The sequence below is a fragment of the Pseudomonadota bacterium genome, assembly GCA_018242545.1.
Lineage (GTDB): Bacteria > Pseudomonadota > Alphaproteobacteria > 16-39-46 > 16-39-46 > 16-39-46.
Genome location: JAFEBT010000041.1, coordinates 1 through 16,478, shown reverse-complemented (window position 1 = coordinate 16,478; position 16,478 = coordinate 1). Strand labels below are relative to the sequence as shown.

Genomic DNA, 16,478 nt, shown 5'->3' with positions numbered 1-16,478 from the left:
TCGGAGTCTGCCAATGACTCAATCTAATTTTACACCTCTTGACGGGACTCTATCAGAAGATGCTCAACTCTAAAGCTCTGATCAATGTTGAATGGATTAATACTAAGAATTCCTTGAGCGGCATTTTTAGCTGTTATAGGATGATTTTTTACAAGATAAGCTTGCTCTTCAGGACCCATGCTACTAAGACGTTCATGAAGAGCATTTAACCGACGAGGTTCTTTATCCCAGAGATAGTTAATGTTAGAGAGAAAGGGTAAGTCTTTACCCGTTTTTTCATCAAAAAAGAATTTTTCTTCAAAGGGTGCGAAATGAGAGGCATCATTTTTAAAAGAGCTGACAAGATCATTTATGCTATCATAGTCAGAAGGAAAATAATCGTTATTATCAAAAACTCCAAATCCTTCTCTTACAAAGCCAACATACTGAGCCGCTTTAACTTCATCTGGGTTCTTAATATCAATAAGTCCTTTTCCAATGAGGTAAGCCATAATCGTTTTATTGGGACTTTTTTTGATAATACTCATTTGATCTGGAGTTATGTCTTTTAAAATTGCGCCTTGAAGCGCCCTTTCGATTATAATACGAGCCCCTTCTTCTGAAGCAAGAAGATTCGGAATATCTTTAAGAGGAATTCCTAAAGTGAGAAGATCTTTGACATCTGCCAATTGTGAAACTTTTACGCCTTCCTTGATAAGAATCGCAGTTGTTTTAGGATCGAATCCTTGCTCTATAAAGATTATTGCATCATCAGTTTGTTTTACTGTAATGCCTTCTTTGAGGATTGCAATAACAGTGTCAAACGCCGAGCTGTAGCCCTTGCTTATGAAATACTCGTGGCGCCAGAAGTAGTCAGCAAGTTTATCAATAAGTTTATGAACTTCCATAAATTCAGAAAGTTTTATATCAACTTTCATGAGCTCAATAGCTTGCGCTACATTAAAACACGGCCCCTTTGAAAACCGCTCCCTAAAGTTAGTCAATTCTGTAATAACTTTTAATTCTTTAGAGTGAGCAAGGGCAAATTCTAAATCTGATTCTGATAATCCATCTAGATTAAGAACGCTTGGCGAAATTCCTTCTCTCATAAGGGTTAATGTTGTTGTAATTTCTTTGGGATTAATTTTACTTTTACCACGGATGAAATCCCTAACGTCTTGAGCTGGCACTCCTACTTTTAATAACTCTGCAATTTCCTGAGAATGACGACTGGGTATACGATCTTTTACAAGAACAATGGTATTTTCTAAAGATATACCTCCCTTTATGAAATTTGCAGCTTCTTGAATGTCGGAGGGTATCTCGTCATTAAGGGTTTAGGTATAGAAGCTAGTGGCGAGAGTAATTGCATTTTTATAGTTTATACCTTGATTTATTAAAAATTCAACTGATTGAACTTTTTTAGATTTAAGGAGATCAGCGATCTCTTGGACTTGAACACCTTTTTTTGCTAAATTTGTCGCAAAAGTGACAGCTCCTATAATATTGTAGGACCGGCTCGCTTGTTCAAGGGTTTTTGCTGATTGTTCGTCAAAAATTCCTGATCGCATAAAATCTACTGTTCCTACCACTCTCTTATCTTCTCCTTCAAGTGCAGCAGCAAGAGAAAAAGAAACAGAAACAGGGGAAATTATAATGCTTCCCACAAGCATTAGAATGACAAAAATCCTATTAAATGTTTTTTGAGAAATTAAAATAGAATATTTATTTGAAGAAGTGAGCGTGGTGAAGAACATATTTCCTCTTATCATTGTTATATTTCTTATTTTTTCTTTCTTAAAAAGTAAAGGAGCGAAGCGTAAAATTCAATTCATTTTTTTAAAATGAGCCGCAAATATTAAAAAATAGATTTTGTGGCTAACACAAAGGCAAATATTTAAAATATTTTTGATTGTATCATAGAATAAGGTGGGAAAATGACATTTTCCATTTTTTATAAAGTGGATTTTTTGTTAATATGAAAAGGTCAAAATTTAGGAGAAATTTCAATGGAAAGTCAAACAATGTTGCGCGTTGATTCAAAAGGACGGATCTGTGTTAGTAAGTTGGTTGATCCTTCTGTCAGCAGTTTCCGTGAATTTATAGATACAAATCATCGTATTATTTTAGAACCTTATGTAGAAATACCTTTTAGAGAACAAGGACTCTATGAAAATCCAGACGCTCTTGATCTTGTAAGACGGGGAATAGAAGAGTCTGCCCAAGGAAAACTCGAGAGCAGAGGCAGCTTTCAGCAATACGATCAAAATTAATGTAAATGACTTTCAAACTTCTTTTTACAAAGCAGGCGGGAGAATCTTTTGATAAAAGAGGTAACCCCCCTTTCTTTTAAAGCAAGCAAAAACCATAAAAAAGGCTCTTAGTTATTAAGAAAAAAATCCAAAACATCCAACCTTAAATACACATAAATATACTTCTCTCATCGGAAAACAGGGAGAAGATATTTTTGAAGCTCATGCAGAAAATAATACCCTAGGAGCCTATAGAATTTTTTGGCATTATGGTCCAGGAAAAAAAGAAATAACAATGATTGCTATCACGCCTCATCCTTAAATATACCAACTCGGCAAAAAAGCCCAAGCCTCTTTACTTTTAGAAGGCTTTCTTATTATAAGAAAAGAGATGCGAATTATTAAAAATGAAGATTGCCTCCTGAGAGGATGTATTTATTTAAAAAATATTTAAACTTAAAAACTTTCAATGAGATAAAACACATGGGCACACAACCAGGAGAAACTTCCAACACGAAACTAACACCTATGTTGATGCAGTACATGGATGTTAAAAAAGCACATCCGGACTGTTTGCTTTTTTTTAGATTGGGAGATTTTTATGAGCTTTTTTTTGAAGATGCCCAGAAGGCCTCTAAAGCTCTGGACATTACTTTAACGCGGCGTGGAAAGACGGGAGAAGAGGAAGTTCCCATGTGTGGTGTTCCTTTCCATGCGGCGGATAGTTATTTAGCAAAATTGATTCGTCAAGGATTTAAAGTTGCCATTTGTGAACAACTGGAAACACCTGATGAAGCCAAGAAAAATGCAAAAAACACGGGTGGAAAACCGATTGTTCGGCGTGATGTCGTCCGTATTGTAACGCCGGGCACCTTAACGGAAGAGGCGCTCTTAGATCCCCATCATCATAATTATCTTGCGGCTCTTGTTGTTGAAGGAGAACGGGCAGCTTTTGCTTGGGTAGACGTATCCACGGGAGATTTTCTATTGGAAAGCCTTAAAGTTCAAGACCTTCTTTCTTCACTTGAAAGAATGAATCCTTCGGAAATTCTCCTTAATGAAGATCTTCTCCAACAAAAAGAAATAGAAACTTCTTTAAGATCTTATCAAAAAAATCTAACTTTTCTTCCAAAAGCACGATTTGATGAAAAGAATGGTGAACAACGTTTAAAGGAAATTTTTAAAGTTTATACCCTCTCAGGATTTGGGTCTTTTTCTGCGGAAGAATTTTCAGCAGGAGGCGCACTCGTAGATTATGTTCTTTTAACCCAAAAAGGAAAGATTCCGCATCTGAGGCGCCCTCAAAAAATTCAATTTCATCATTACCTTGAAATCGATGCAGCAACACGGCGTACGCTTGAACTTACGCAAACCCAAACAGGAGTTATGGAAGGAAGCCTTTTTTGGGCACTTAATCGGACGGTGACACCCTTTGGAGGGCGTCTTTTAAGTCAAAGACTTAAATCTCCTTTAAAAGATCCTCTTAAAATAGAAGAACGGTTGGAAGCTGTCGATTTTTTTGTAAAGAATCAAACTCAACGTGAAAGTCTTCGAAATCTTCTAAAGTCAATTCCTGATTTGAATCGAATTTTAGGAAGGTTATCCCTCGGACGCGGAGGTCCTCGGGATATAGGAGCTCTTTTGATGGCTTTGGAAAAAGTATCAGCCATTAAGACTCTTCTTACAGGTTCTTATGAAAAAGGATTTTGTAAAATTTTGAAAGATCTCTTTATGGATCTTACGCCTCTCCTCGAGCTGCAAGATCATATTCGGAAGGCCTTAGATTTTACACAGCCTTTACCCATCCTTGCGCGTGAAGGGGGATTTATTGCACCGGGTTTCCATACAGAATTGGAAGAATATCGCCTTTTGAAAACCGATGGCCATTCTTTAATTTTAGATCTTCAAAAGGAATATACTGAAAAGACAGGAATTGGAAATCTTAAAATTAAACATAATAATATTTTAGGATATTTCATCGAAATCACAGCCTTAAATGCCTCTAAAATGGATATGACTTTTATTCACAGACAAACACTTGCAAATGTCATGAGATATACAACAGGAGAGCTTTCCGCTTTAGAAAATAAAATGTTTGAAGCTTCAACTAAAATTCTTCAAATTGAACTTGATCTTTATGATACGCTTGTCAAAGATGTCATGAATCATGCAATTGAGATTAGTCAAATGGGACATGCCCTTGCAGCTTTAGATGTTTATTCAGCGCTTTCTTTTGTTGCGATTGAAGGTAATTTTGTAAAACCCATCGTGGATGATTCTTTGATTTTTAATGTCGAAGAAGGGCGGCATTGGGGCGTTGAGTTATCTCTTAGAAAAAGGGGATATACTGAATTTGTTTCAAACAACTGCGCAAGTTTTTCAAATCAGACTTTGTGGCTTATAACAGGTCCTAACATGGCTGGAAAAAGCACTTTCTTAAGACAAAATGCCCTGCTTGTTGTTCTTGCTCAAATGGGATCTTTTGTGCCTGCAAAGAGAATGCATTTAGGTGTTGTCGATAAGCTTTTTTCGCGTGTTGGAGCCTCTGATGATCTTGCACGGGGACAATCTACGTTTATGGTTGAAATGATTGAAACAGCTGCAATTTTAAATCAAGCAACCGAGAAATCTTTTGTGATTCTTGATGAAATTGGACGTGGAACATCAACGTATGATGGACTTTCAATTGCTTGGAGTTGCTTAGAATATCTTCATACAAAGATCGGATGTCGAGCTCTTTTTGCGACCCATTACCATGAATTAACAGATTTGAAAGAAACGCTTTCGCGCCTTTATATTGTTCATATGTCGATTCAAGAGTGGGAAGGGAATGTTGTTTTTCTCTATCGCGTTCAACTTGGCAAAGCCCTTAAATCTTATGGTCTGCATGTAGCGCGTCTTGCAGGCCTTCCGCCTGCTGTTCTGAGTCGAGCAGAAGAAGTTCTAAAAACACTCGAATCCCAGCCTGAAAAATCTACTAACTCTCCTAAGATAAAAGAAACACCCCTTCCTCTTTTTGAACATAAAAAGGAATCTAGGATCGAAAAAGCACTTAAAGAAGTAAACCCTGATCTTCTTTCACCGCGGGAAGCTCTTGAAAAGATATATTCCTTAAAAGCACTTCTAGAAAAATAAAAAATAAAAATTCTTGAATTTAAAAAAAAAGACCTATATTTTAAAAATAGAAAAAATTTGTCTTTTATTATTGTAATTTTTTTAACTGAAAGCTTTTATAATGACTATATTTTCAAATAAATATTTTAAAATTTTTACAATTGTGTTTTCTTTTTACAGCAACATGATTTCTACTCAGCCTTCTTATAGTATGGCTGATAGTCTGAACATGAATTTGGATGAGCGTGCTGAACTTGTAAAAAAATTAAAAACACAAATGAGAGAAGAACTTTCTTATCCCGAGGGATTATTTTCACTTTTGTCCATGCCCAGAGAGCCTATGCCAACAGGATTGGTAAAAACACAGACGGAGCGTGAAGATTGTCTTAGAGCGTACCACTATAATCTTAGGCTGAATACTTTTGATCAAGCAGCTGCGCTGATGTGTCGAGAAGAAATGGAAAGGATCTTCCCTGGTGATTGTTCTGCAGACGAAAAATATCTTGAAGCTTTCAAAAAGCTTATTTTAGAAGGAAAAAATAAAGACGAAATATCTCGTCGTCGTCCATTTATCGTATTTTTTGCTGGGACTGGTTTTCTGTATTGGCAACATAGGGACATTGCTTGGAATATTTTAGCACCATTTCGGAATTTAGATGATGCAAAATCAGGTTGTAATTTGAAACTAAATTTTCTTCTTTCTATGGCTGGAGATATTTTTTCTTCTTTTTCGGAGAGAGAGATGGCTTTAAATCAGATTGATATTCAATATTATCTTGATAGTGATGGGCAGGAAAAAGAAAAAATTTCATTTGAAGAGCGCCAGAGAATAGAAGAAGTAAAAAAAGCTTTTGAAGAAGAATCATCTTCCTCAGAAATTCTTTTCACAAAATGCATGGAGCGGGCCATGAAAACTTTGCACCCAGCTCCATGGGAAGAATTTAGACCGCAATATAGAACTGACGCGGTGAAATTAGAAATGATGTTACAAGTTTCAGGACGCTTTCTGAAGGAAATACTAGAAGATGATAAGATTGATTATCACACAAGATTTAACATTGCAGATTTTCTTCATGATCTAGCCTTTAGGGGAAACAACCCAGAAGTTTCAGGGGAAAAATTATCAAAAATTGGAAATTCTTATTTAAAAGCTCTTTCTCATAATCCTAATGCACCTTTTGATATTCGTTTTAATGCAATTGCGAAAATTCTTAACACCTCTGGATACAATGATTTTTCTTCACAAGAAAAGAGTGATGCTCGGCACGTACTCCTGGACATCGGCTTGCAAGAAAGCACCCCTTCTGAAAATCGGTTGAGAGCTTTCTTTTATCTTTCTGTATATAAGGATGCGTCCATTGCGGAAAACGTTATAAAAGAAGGCTATCCTCTTATAGAAAGAATCTTTCTAAACCCTCAGGAGTCTATAAAAATTAGGCAGAAAGCTTCAAGTTTCTTTACAGAAAAGGGAAGTCTTTATGGGGTAACTCATACTAACTATATTCCTTATACTTTTTATCATCGACCAAAAGAGAGAGGGGAAAGAGATAGAGAGCTTCTTTTATCTGTTATTAAAGATGTAGGACAACCACGTGAATTTCGAAAAGCCCTTGTCGATTATATGCCCTATGGTGAAAAACAGGCTCTTTCACGAGAAATTGAGGACACATATTTTCTTTCTGTCTTACCGTATTTTAATACAGAAAGAGAAGACATGAAACCCAAATAAATTCTTAAATTACACTTTACAATTAATTTAAAATTTGCCTCCTAAATCATTAAGGAGGCTAAATTTTTTATTTATAATAAAGGAGAGATGAGATTTTTAAAATCTTTTTAAAGAATTGAAAATTAAAGAAATATAATTTATTATAAATCATCAAAACTATAAACTAAGTGTATATTTGTAGTATTAAAAATTCTCTTTGAATATGATTTTTTGAGCTTAATGAAAAAGAGTTACAAAATTTTAAGAATTTTTGAAGAAAGACATAAAAAATGGCTTATAAATGGAATTTTATAATAATAGGGACTTTTCTTTTTCTTTTTAGCATGCTCCAACAAGGGGTTTGTTTTGAGGATAAGAGTGAGGCTCTGGAAAGAGCAGAGAATAGTTCTACTCCTTTAAAAGATACTTCAAACACTGTTTCTTCTAAAAGAGGGCCGGAAGGTCTTGAACAAGATGTCAGTAAAGTAGTTGATATGTCTCCTTCAAAACGGCTTAAACAGAAGATAAAAGTAACTTTAAAAGGTGCACGTGACCTTGATGGTTTTATTGAAAACTTTGATCATTCTTTTAACAAGATCTCCCTTACCCTTGAAAATATAGGAAATAGTGAATTATTAAGGCTCCTTGCCTTTCTTAAAGATAAACAGCTCATATTAGAGGGCTTAAAGTTTGAGCCTCCAGTTTCTCAAGGGATGGATTTTTCTTTTATTGATGAGAAAGGGGCCATAGATTTTGCGAGATTTGTAACAGAAAATAAAAGTTTTTTTTCTTCTTTTAAAATCTTTGAAATGTCGGGTCATTCAATTCATTATAAAGGACTTGCAGCTCTTTGTAGAGCTTTTAGCTCTTTAGGGAGTTTAAGGACTTTTTGTGTAGATGATATAGGGGAAGACGAATCTGAGGCAGTAAGAAATACCCCATTCGAAGAAGGATTAAAAACTCTCTTAAGAGGTTGCAAAAATTTAAGAAAGCTAAGCCTTATCAACGCTTTGTCTTTTGATAGTATTTATCATATAGCGGAACATTTTTCAAAACCTCCCCTTACATGGTTAGATTTGTCGGCTAATTTTTTCGATGGAGAAAATGCTAAAATACTTCTTAGATTTTTAAAAGGAAAGAAAGATCTAAGACTTGTTTTAAGAGAGAATAATATTTTACCAGATGAGATTACAGAATTAACAAAAGAAAACTGGGGTTTTGAGATAGATTTTGAAGATCAAGATATTAAAAATCCAGAGCTTGATTTTAGTTAATGTGTCAGTATTCAAAGTTTTTGAAAAACAATCTTTTCAAAGAAAGAAACCTTCTTTAAAGTAAAAATAAATGTTTTTAAATACTCAAAAAAACATTCAAAAATAATGGGTGGCTTTAATTTTAAGATTTGATGGATGGTTTTAAAAATTAATCAAAAACAAAAACCTTTTTTAATGACAGACCATGATCTTGAAATTCTTAATTTCATTAACACGTTTGGATTTTGTGAACGTCTTCAGCTTGAGAAAAAGTTTAATCTCGTCCCTTCGAGATTTCGAGATTGTATGAAACGTTTAAAAAGAGAAGAGCTCATTATCGAGGAAGCTCTTTTTTATAAACGTCCCAAAACTTATAGACTCAGTAAAAAAGGTGCAAAGTATACAGATCTTCCGGCTCTTCATAAAATCCCCCTCGCACTTTATCATCATGACATTGCCGTGATTGATGTCGCTTTAAGGCTCCTGGATCAATATGATGAATCTTTTTGGAGAAGTGAACGTTATCTAAAACGCGAGAAACGCGCGTTTCTTTCAAAATGGCATATTGCTGATGAACATTTAATTTTTCCAGATGGAAAACGCATTGCTATTGAAATTGAATTAACACTTAAAGATCCGCGGCGCCTTAAGGATATTTTTAAAAAATATGCCCTTGAATTTGATATCGCGGAAGTTTGGTATTTCTGCCCTCCTCTGCTTTTAAAACCCCTTCAAAAAGCGGCACATGACATGCCATTTATTCAATTTTTTGATCTAACAAGACTTGAGGAAAGGAATCGTTTTGAAACAAAAGCTCATCTTTCTTGAGATTTTTTGGGTGTTTCTTTTATGTTTAACACTCAATCTTCCAGGTCTTTTGGGATTTTTACTTTTTTTCCTTTGGCGGCGTATGGCTGTTTTAAATGGATGGATTCTTTTTTGTTTGGGAAATATAAGCCTGTTTGGATATTTAATTTTTTTTACAAATGAGGGCGACTTTTTTTTAGAAAAAGTAAATTTCTTTATAAAAGAATATAGGATAACAGTTTCCCATTTTTGGCAAATAATCTTACTTAAGAAGAATTTTTTAGAAGTCCTTTATATCTGGTCTCAAAGAGGCATGCTTTTTTTATGTATTAATAGTGTCCTTATCGCAGGGGTTTTAGCGGCCGTGGATCAGTTTTTTAGATCTTCTTGGAAAGTAAAAAAGAAAAGCCCTCTTCTTTCTTTGGAAGAGCAACAAGGTGTTCTACTTGGCGTTTCTGAATCAACAGGAAAAGATATTATCATTCCAGACTTTGTTCTTAATCAAGGTGTGATGATTTTAGGAACAACAGGAGGTGGAAAATCCATTACACTTCGGCGTTTTTATGAACATGCGATCATTAGAAGAGAACCTTTAATTATTGTGGATGGAAAGCCTACAGAGGCAACAGTTCAATGGATCAAAGAGAGAGCGGAGCAAATGGGATGTGTTTTTTACGGATTTAATTGTGCAGATCATTGGCATTATGACGCGCTTGCAGAAGGGAGTTTTACAGAACTTAAAGATAAAATTATGAGTTTAAAAGACACTTGGGAAAGTGATTATTATAGATCCGTTGCGGAAGATTATTTGCAGACAATATGTGCTGTTTTAAAATTTTCTCAAACACCTTTTGATTTAGAAACAATTGTTTCTCTTTTGGAATATTCAGATTTAGTCTTATTTGTTCGGCAATTAAAAGGAGAGACAGAGTTTTTAAAAACTTTACAAGGACGTGTTAAACGTCTTTCTCACTATAAGCAGGAAGACATAAAAGGGCTGGCTGCCCATTTAAATTTACTTGTCAACTCTGAATTAGGGACATTTTTAAAGCGCAAAGAGCAGCATACGTTTTCTTTAAAAGAAGTTGTTCAACAAAGAGGAATTGCTTATTTTGCTCTTCCCTCCTTAAGATATCCTTATTTTGCCAAAATGCTTGGGAAATTGATCATTAACGATATTAAATCAACAATCGATCGAAAAGAGGGAGAATCCCGTATATTTACAATTTTTGATGAGTTTTCTGTTTTTGCAGGGGAGCAAGTTTTAAATTTAATCACCATGGGCCGAGCAAAAGGGGTTCATGCTGTTTTAGGGACGCAAGGAATTTCAGATTTAAAAAAGGTTCACGTGACGTTTTCAAATCAAATTCTAAATTGCGTTAATACGCTTATTTGTCATCGTTTGAATGATGAAGAAAGTGCTAAAACCGTCTCTCAATGGGGTGGGATGGAAGACGTTCTTGATTATACATATGGCCTTAATGAAGATGACAAAGCACCGCGTACGGGTTCTTTACGTGTCACACAAAAATTTAGCGTAAATTCTGATATGATTAAAAAAGATCTTAATCCCGGAGAAGCTTTTTACTTTAGTAAAGAAAAAACATTTATCGTAGAAAAAGTTCGGGTAAAATATACCTAAAAAACATCAAAGAGGGAAAAGAGGGGGCGTTATGGGTGTATTGATGTTATTTAGTATGGTTGGGTTTTTTTTATGGTTTTGTGGAAGTGGTATTTCAAATCTTTTATATCCACAGAGTGATGATACTCCATTTTTAATGATTCTGATTGTTTTTACATTTCTTTGGCTGTTAACTTTTTTTGCTCAATCTTGGATAGGTATTCGGGTTTTAATGTTTATAAAGGGTGCGCGATATCCACATGAAAAGGAAAGAACTCGACTGAAAGGCTTAATCGCATCTGTTCAAGAAGAAATTTTTCTTAAAACAGGGATTTCTCCTTTAACGTTAGACATTTTCTTTGAAGACAATTCTCTTCCAACAATTTCTTCTTTTGGATGTCATACGCTTCTTCTCTCTCGAACGCTTTTTGAGGTGGCAACAGATAAAGAATTAAAAGCTCTGATAACATCTGAACTTGCCTCTCTGCATGAGGGAGCTTCCCAAAGACGATTATGTCTATTGATTCTTGGGCTTATTCCAATTTTTTTGGCGTGGAGTTTAAAAATGATCGGAAAAATGTTGTGTGAAGTAAGTCTTTCTCTTGCACCTAAACAAAAAGGAGCTTTTCCTGTTATTGGTGTTCAAATTATAACTTTTTTGATGGGATTTTTTCTAATTTTAGGAGGAATATTAACAAAAATAGCTCTGGGTATCTTATCTTTTTTAGTATGGCTTTCTTTTCAGAGGCAAACTTTTGCATCAGATTTTTTTGTAATGCAGGTTGGTTATGGAGAGGGCCTTCTTTCTTTTTTGCATAAAATAAAGAATTTTGATCTTGATCAAACCCCTTCTTTTTTTAATCGCTTTACGGATATCTCTCCTAAAACTGCAATTCGTATTGGGAAACTTGAAAATGCTTTAAAAAGCTTATGTTAAGGCGCTCTTAAGTACAAAAATATTATCAGTATCTCGTACATTTTTAGAAATTTTTAGCAAGAAAATATGGATTTTAAGGAATATAAATGAAAATATAAAAAATATAAACAGATGTCGAGTGAAAGAAAAGAAATGATAGTTTAAAATGAATATTGATTTAAATACTGATTTTACCCGTGTGCTCAATCTTATGGAGAATACAACACAAAATCTCTTCATTACAGGACGCGCAGGGGTGGGCAAATCAACACTCCTTACTTATTTTAGAGAGAGGACGAAAAAGAAAATTGCTGTTTTAGCACCAACGGGTGTGGCTGCCATTAATGTCCAAGGACAAACGATTCATTCCTTTTTTAAGTTTAAACCAAGTATCACACTTCAATCTGTTAAAAAAACATATGAAGACGATAAAAAAAACATCTACAAAAAATTAGAGGCTCTCATCATTGATGAAATTTCAATGGTCAGGGCAGATTTGTTGGATTGTGTAGATCGGTTTTTAAGACTCAATGGAAAAGATCCTGAAAAGCCTTTTGGGGGGATACAAATGATTTTTATTGGAGACCTTTATCAACTTCCTCCCGTTGTTACATCCCAAGAAAAGGAGGTTTTTTCTTCGCATTACAAAAGCCCTTATTTTTTTAGTGCCCATTTTTTTAATGAATTTGAGATGGAATTTATTGAACTTGAAAAAGTTTATCGCCAACAAGATGAAAGATTTATTAATCTTTTAAATTCGATCCGTAATAAAACCACAACAGAGGAAGATATTGCCCTTTTAAATTCTCGGGTTCAACCAGAAGACATCGAACAGGACTATGGAATATATCTCACACCAAAGAATGTCGATGTTGAGATCCTAAATGAAAAAAAATTAAATGCATTAAAAGAGAAAAAATATATTTTTGAAGCGGGGATTGAAGGAGCCTTTGGAAAAGAATCCTATCCAACACGGGATGTATTGAACCTTAAGGTGGGTTCTCAAATTATGATGGTTAATAATGATTCTAAGGGCCGATGGGTCAATGGAACGATGGGGAAAGTGACTTATATTGAAAAACAAGAGGATGCAACGATCATCGGAGTCCTCTTGGAAGATGGAAAAACCGTTGACGTTTTGCCCTATACTTGGGAGGTTCATCGATTTTTTCTTGAAGGAGAAAATATTCAATCTGAACCCGTTGGGGCTTTTACGCAATATCCTTTAACGCTTGCTTGGGCTTTGACTATTCATAAGAGCCAAGGAAAAACATTTAAGAAAGTAACGCTTGATATTGGCAATGGATCTTTTATGCCTGGTCAAGTCTATGTGGCTTTAAGCAGGTGTATAAGTTTAGAAGGTTTAAGACTTAAAAAACCTATTCAGAAAAAGCATATTTGGCTTGATTATGAAGTGGTCAAGTTTGTCACAAATTTTCAATATCAAAAATCAGAAATCAAATGTTCCCTTGAGCAAAAAAAAGAAATAATTGAAATAATTATGAAGCGAAATGAATCATTTGAAATGATCTACCTGAAAGCAAATAATGAAAAGTCCCAAAGGCGCATCACCCCCCTTCGTTTAGAAATGATGAGTTATAAAGGTGTTTCATATTTTGGATTGAAAGGGTTTTGCCATCAAAGCCAGGAAGATAAGGTTTTTCGAGTAGATCGAATTTTAGAGATTATTGGAAAAGAAGATTAGGCTTTGTAAAATCATAAGCTGAGATGAAGTTTTTAATTTTCTTAATTCTCTCCCTGCTCTTTCAACCTTTCAGATCAACTTCTTTCTCCAATTCATCAAGTGTCCATCTGCGTGTCGCTGCTTCTATTCTTGAATGAGCAAGATATTCATCTGTCCTATCTTCAATAAATCTTAGAAGAGATTCTCTTGCATAATATGATTTTATTCTTTCTATTTTTGTCCCTAATTTTTATAAGCGATATTCGACAAGCATTGATAGTCTCCTTTCTGATAGCTTTAGATGTTTAACGCAATTGGACAAATTAAGAAAATAGAAATATCTAATCATTAAGATTTAAAATAAATATTGTACTATGGCCCCAAAAAACCCAAGGTATTTTGGAGTAAGAGTAAGAAATTATTTACTAAAGATATAAATTTTTCAAAAGGATAAAGCTTGTTGTCCTTGAAGATTTCAAAAAAAGAAAAATAAAAACTTCATAAAAATAAAATTTCGTTTTTTAATTTTGTGACTTTTTAAGAAGATTGCGATATTCCAAATCACTGAAAGGGATAGAAATTAAATAAAGAATCCCGGCTATAATAAGCGTGAGCCAAGGGTTTGTAATAAACCCAGCAACGAGAAGCCCAATTCCAACAAAGGAGGGTAAAATCAAACGACGGTGAAGATGAAGGCTCTTAAACGCATACGTATGAATGTGGCTTATCATCAAAAGACCAGAAATAATGAGAATGATGAGATAAATAAAAGGTGAAAGGTGAATAGAAAATTCTGTCTCAAGTTCAATAAGAAGGGGAAGCAGTGCAATTGCTGCACCAGCAGGAACGGGAACACCCAAAAAAAACTTTGTTGCCCAAACAGGCGAAAAAGTTTTCTTCGTATCTCCTTCAATACTTAAAGTATTAAAGCGGGCAAGACGCAACGCACAAGCAACCGTAAAAAAAAGAGCTCCAATCCATCCCCATTTTCCAAGTTGATTAAGAGAATAAAAATAAATCACAAGGGAGGGGGCAACGCCAAAACTTACAAAGTCAGATAAAGAATCAAGTTCGGCGCCAAATCGACTTGCTCCTCCAATCAGTCGCGCAATTCGACCATCTAATCCATCAAAAAGTGCTGCAATAAAGATAGAAATGGCAGCAAATTCCCAGTTTTCAAGAAGAGCAAATTGAACAGCACTAAAACCCGAGCAAAGCGCAATGAGGGTCAGGAAATTTGGAATAAGAATATTAACAGGAACTTTTCCAAGTGGGGGCGCTTTAAATTTTTTAAAAGAGATTTTTTTAGGATCGGAAGTCATACTTATTCCCTTATTTTAAAAGGCCTTTGCGTGCAGGTTCTTCAGAAGTAAGATCTGCAAGAGGGGTTTCACCTCCTAAAACATATTGGCCTACGCAGACAAGGGGCGCAATATGTAAAGGAAGATAAACATCCATACGGCTTCCAAAGCGAATCATTCCAAATCTTTCACCTGCAATAAGGCGATCGCCCTCTTCAATGGTGCTTAAGATTCTCCGTGCAATAAGTCCTGCAATCTGTACAAAAGCGATTTTTGTGGTGATTTTAGGATGTTCCAGTTCAACTTTCAAAAGATAAGAATGGCGTTCATTCAGGTCGCTTGCTTTATCAAGAGAAGCGTTTAAGAATTGTCCTGCATGGTAAACACTTTTTAAAAGAATTCCTGAAATAGGAACACGATTAACATGGACATCAAAGATATTTAAAAAAATACTGATTCGTAAGAATTCTCCTTTAAGGCCAAGTTCTTTTGGCATTGACGCCAATTCAATTGCTTGAACATGACCGTCTGCAGGGCTTAAAACAAGACCTTCTCTCGTAGGAACGACGCGATCGGGATCTCTAAAAAAATAAAGACACCAGAGTGTTAAAATAAGACCTAAAACCCCTAAGAATTTTGAGAAGCTAAAAAAAATGAGCGTTATAAGTATAAAAACACCAACAAAAGGCCATGCAGCTTTATGTATTTTGAGGGAAACTGAATTCATGATTTGTAGAATTCCTTAAAAAGGTTATTATAAAAACTTAAATCTTGAGAGAGATTTTTTCAGGATTTTAATAAAAAAGCTACAAAAATCTTAAAGAATTCGCTATTTAACATCCTCTCACTCTTAAAAGAAGGAGATTCCTTAAACTTACGCAACACGCTGATTTAAAAATGGTTCCTGATTCATCGAAGCTGTCCTCTCTGTTTTTACAGAGTTGGTCTTACCGCTTCTCCATAGGCGAGAACGGCATGCCGTGCCTTTAGTATGTTCTTTACTGCATTTACATCCGCATGATCTGTGTGTTTACAAGCTTGACATATAAACGTAGCTTGAGAGATGCGATTGGTCGCGTCAACATATCCACACCGATTGCATGTTTGACTTGTGTACCAAGGATCAACAAAAATTAAGAGACCACCACGTTCGTTTTGTTTATAGCTCACGCACCCTATGAACTCTCTCCCTCCTTGATCTAAAGTAGAGCGATTGAGCCCTGCTTTTACCTTTACATTGCGTCCAGGTTCTTTTTCCGTTCCTTTGGCAGAACGTGACATTTTTAAGAGTTCCAATAACCTCTCGACTTTTCCAATACTGTACCCATCCAATTTTAGGCAGATGAGCGCGCTTATTAGTTTGATCGAGAGTAATCTGTTTTGCATCTGGGAAACGACGCATTTCTCGTCTTCCACGCTTCTTAAATTTTGGAAATTCTGTGCCTCTTTTAAAAAAATTGACATAAGCTTTTTCCAAATCCATCAACTTTTGTTGGAGAATTTGAGTAGGGGCTTCTTTTAAAAAGGGTTTTCGCATCTTTTTTCCAAACAATAAGGCAATGAGTCAACTCAGAATAGCTCAATTTCCTTTGCTCTTTTTCATAAAATTCTTTTTGAAGAGCGAAGGCTCTATTATACGTAAAACGCGCATAGCCCATATAGTTTGGTAAAACTTAGGTCTGAGAAATGCTTGGTTTTAATTTGAATTGAAACGCTTTTCTAATCTTCATGCAAACATGTTAATGAATTTTTTTCATAGAATAAAGATCATTGGCTAAAAAAATTGGAACAAAGAATATCATTTTTTATTTTCCGAGAGTATGATACAAAACTTTCAATCTGC

General features: G+C 35.0%; 13 protein-coding genes. 8 read left to right on the top strand and 5 right to left on the bottom strand.

What is annotated here, in order from left to right:
- Positions 1-29: 29 nt before the first annotated feature.
- A complete protein-coding gene (locus tag JSS34_06060; GenBank protein MBS0185889.1) occupies positions 30-1,169 on the bottom strand; it encodes a hypothetical protein in 1,140 nt (379 codons plus the stop codon).
- A 147-nt stretch (positions 1,170-1,316) separates the two neighbouring features.
- Positions 1,317-1,751 (bottom strand): hypothetical protein, encoded by a 435-nt coding sequence (locus JSS34_06055; protein ID MBS0185888.1) that lies wholly within the window; start codon positions 1,749-1,751, stop codon positions 1,317-1,319.
- A 237-nt stretch (positions 1,752-1,988) separates the two neighbouring features.
- On the opposite strand from JSS34_06055, the gene JSS34_06050 reads away from it, so the two are divergent.
- From JSS34_06050 to JSS34_06015, 8 genes are all read left to right on the top strand, one after another.
- Entirely contained in the window at positions 1,989-2,252 is a 264-nt protein-coding gene (locus tag JSS34_06050) for a hypothetical protein (protein ID MBS0185887.1), read from the top strand.
- A gap of 462 nt (positions 2,253-2,714) precedes the next feature.
- Complete coding sequence (gene mutS, locus JSS34_06045) at positions 2,715-5,366, top strand: DNA mismatch repair protein MutS (protein ID MBS0185886.1); 2,652 nt, start codon at positions 2,715-2,717, stop codon at positions 5,364-5,366.
- Positions 5,367-5,466: 100 nt separating this feature from the next.
- Positions 5,467-7,074, top strand: a complete 1,608-nt coding sequence (locus JSS34_06040; protein MBS0185885.1) for a hypothetical protein — start codon at positions 5,467-5,469, stop codon at positions 7,072-7,074.
- 269 nt (positions 7,075-7,343) lie between these two features.
- Entirely contained in the window at positions 7,344-8,327 is a 984-nt protein-coding gene (locus JSS34_06035) for a hypothetical protein (GenBank protein MBS0185884.1), read from the top strand.
- A 135-nt stretch (positions 8,328-8,462) separates the two neighbouring features.
- Positions 8,463-9,134 (top strand): hypothetical protein, encoded by a 672-nt coding sequence (locus JSS34_06030; GenBank protein MBS0185883.1) that lies wholly within the window; start codon positions 8,463-8,465, stop codon positions 9,132-9,134.
- Positions 9,109-10,755, top strand: a complete 1,647-nt coding sequence (locus tag JSS34_06025) for a type IV secretion system DNA-binding domain-containing protein (GenBank protein MBS0185882.1) — start codon at positions 9,109-9,111, stop codon at positions 10,753-10,755. The genes JSS34_06030 and JSS34_06025 overlap by 26 nt, the downstream gene beginning before the upstream one ends.
- Before the next feature lie 31 nt (positions 10,756-10,786).
- Positions 10,787-11,671, top strand: a complete 885-nt coding sequence (locus JSS34_06020; protein ID MBS0185881.1) for a hypothetical protein — start codon at positions 10,787-10,789, stop codon at positions 11,669-11,671.
- Positions 11,672-11,816: 145 nt separating this feature from the next.
- Entirely contained in the window at positions 11,817-13,355 is a 1,539-nt protein-coding gene (locus tag JSS34_06015; GenBank protein MBS0185880.1) for an AAA family ATPase, read from the top strand.
- Positions 13,356-13,855: 500 nt separating this feature from the next.
- On the opposite strand, the gene JSS34_06010 is transcribed toward JSS34_06015, so the two are convergent.
- From JSS34_06010 to JSS34_06000, 3 genes are all read right to left on the bottom strand, one after another.
- Positions 13,856-14,656: a phosphatidylcholine/phosphatidylserine synthase gene (locus JSS34_06010; GenBank protein MBS0185879.1), complete on the bottom strand. Its 801-nt coding sequence runs from the start codon at positions 14,654-14,656 to the stop codon at positions 13,856-13,858.
- Between the two features lie 10 nt (positions 14,657-14,666).
- Complete coding sequence (locus tag JSS34_06005; GenBank protein ID MBS0185878.1) at positions 14,667-15,362, bottom strand: phosphatidylserine decarboxylase family protein; 696 nt, start codon at positions 15,360-15,362, stop codon at positions 14,667-14,669.
- A gap of 206 nt (positions 15,363-15,568) precedes the next feature.
- Positions 15,569-15,916, bottom strand: coding sequence for a transposase (locus tag JSS34_06000; GenBank protein ID MBS0185877.1), 348 nt, complete (start codon positions 15,914-15,916; stop codon positions 15,569-15,571).
- Positions 15,917-16,478 lie beyond the last annotated feature (562 nt).

Bases quoted from the DNA above. Each gene is read 5' to 3' on its own strand.
- JSS34_06055 (MBS0185888.1), bottom strand. From the start codon at position 1,751: ATGATAAGAGGAAATATGTTCTTCACCACGCTCACTTCTTCAAATAAA.
- JSS34_06050 (MBS0185887.1), top strand. From the start codon at position 1,989: ATGGAAAGTCAAACAATGTTGCGCGTTGATTCAAAAGGACGGATCTGT.
- mutS (MBS0185886.1), top strand. From the start codon at position 2,715: ATGGGCACACAACCAGGAGAAACTTCCAACACGAAACTAACACCTATG.
- JSS34_06040 (MBS0185885.1), top strand. From the start codon at position 5,467: ATGACTATATTTTCAAATAAATATTTTAAAATTTTTACAATTGTGTTT.
- JSS34_06035 (MBS0185884.1), top strand. From the start codon at position 7,344: ATGGCTTATAAATGGAATTTTATAATAATAGGGACTTTTCTTTTTCTT.
- JSS34_06030 (MBS0185883.1), top strand. From the start codon at position 8,463: ATGGTTTTAAAAATTAATCAAAAACAAAAACCTTTTTTAATGACAGAC.
- JSS34_06020 (MBS0185881.1), top strand. From the start codon at position 10,787: ATGGGTGTATTGATGTTATTTAGTATGGTTGGGTTTTTTTTATGGTTT.
- JSS34_06015 (MBS0185880.1), top strand. From the start codon at position 11,817: ATGAATATTGATTTAAATACTGATTTTACCCGTGTGCTCAATCTTATG.
- JSS34_06010 (MBS0185879.1), bottom strand. From the start codon at position 14,656: ATGACTTCCGATCCTAAAAAAATCTCTTTTAAAAAATTTAAAGCGCCC.
- JSS34_06005 (MBS0185878.1), bottom strand. From the start codon at position 15,362: ATGAATTCAGTTTCCCTCAAAATACATAAAGCTGCATGGCCTTTTGTT.
- JSS34_06000 (MBS0185877.1), bottom strand. From the start codon at position 15,916: ATGTCACGTTCTGCCAAAGGAACGGAAAAAGAACCTGGACGCAATGTA.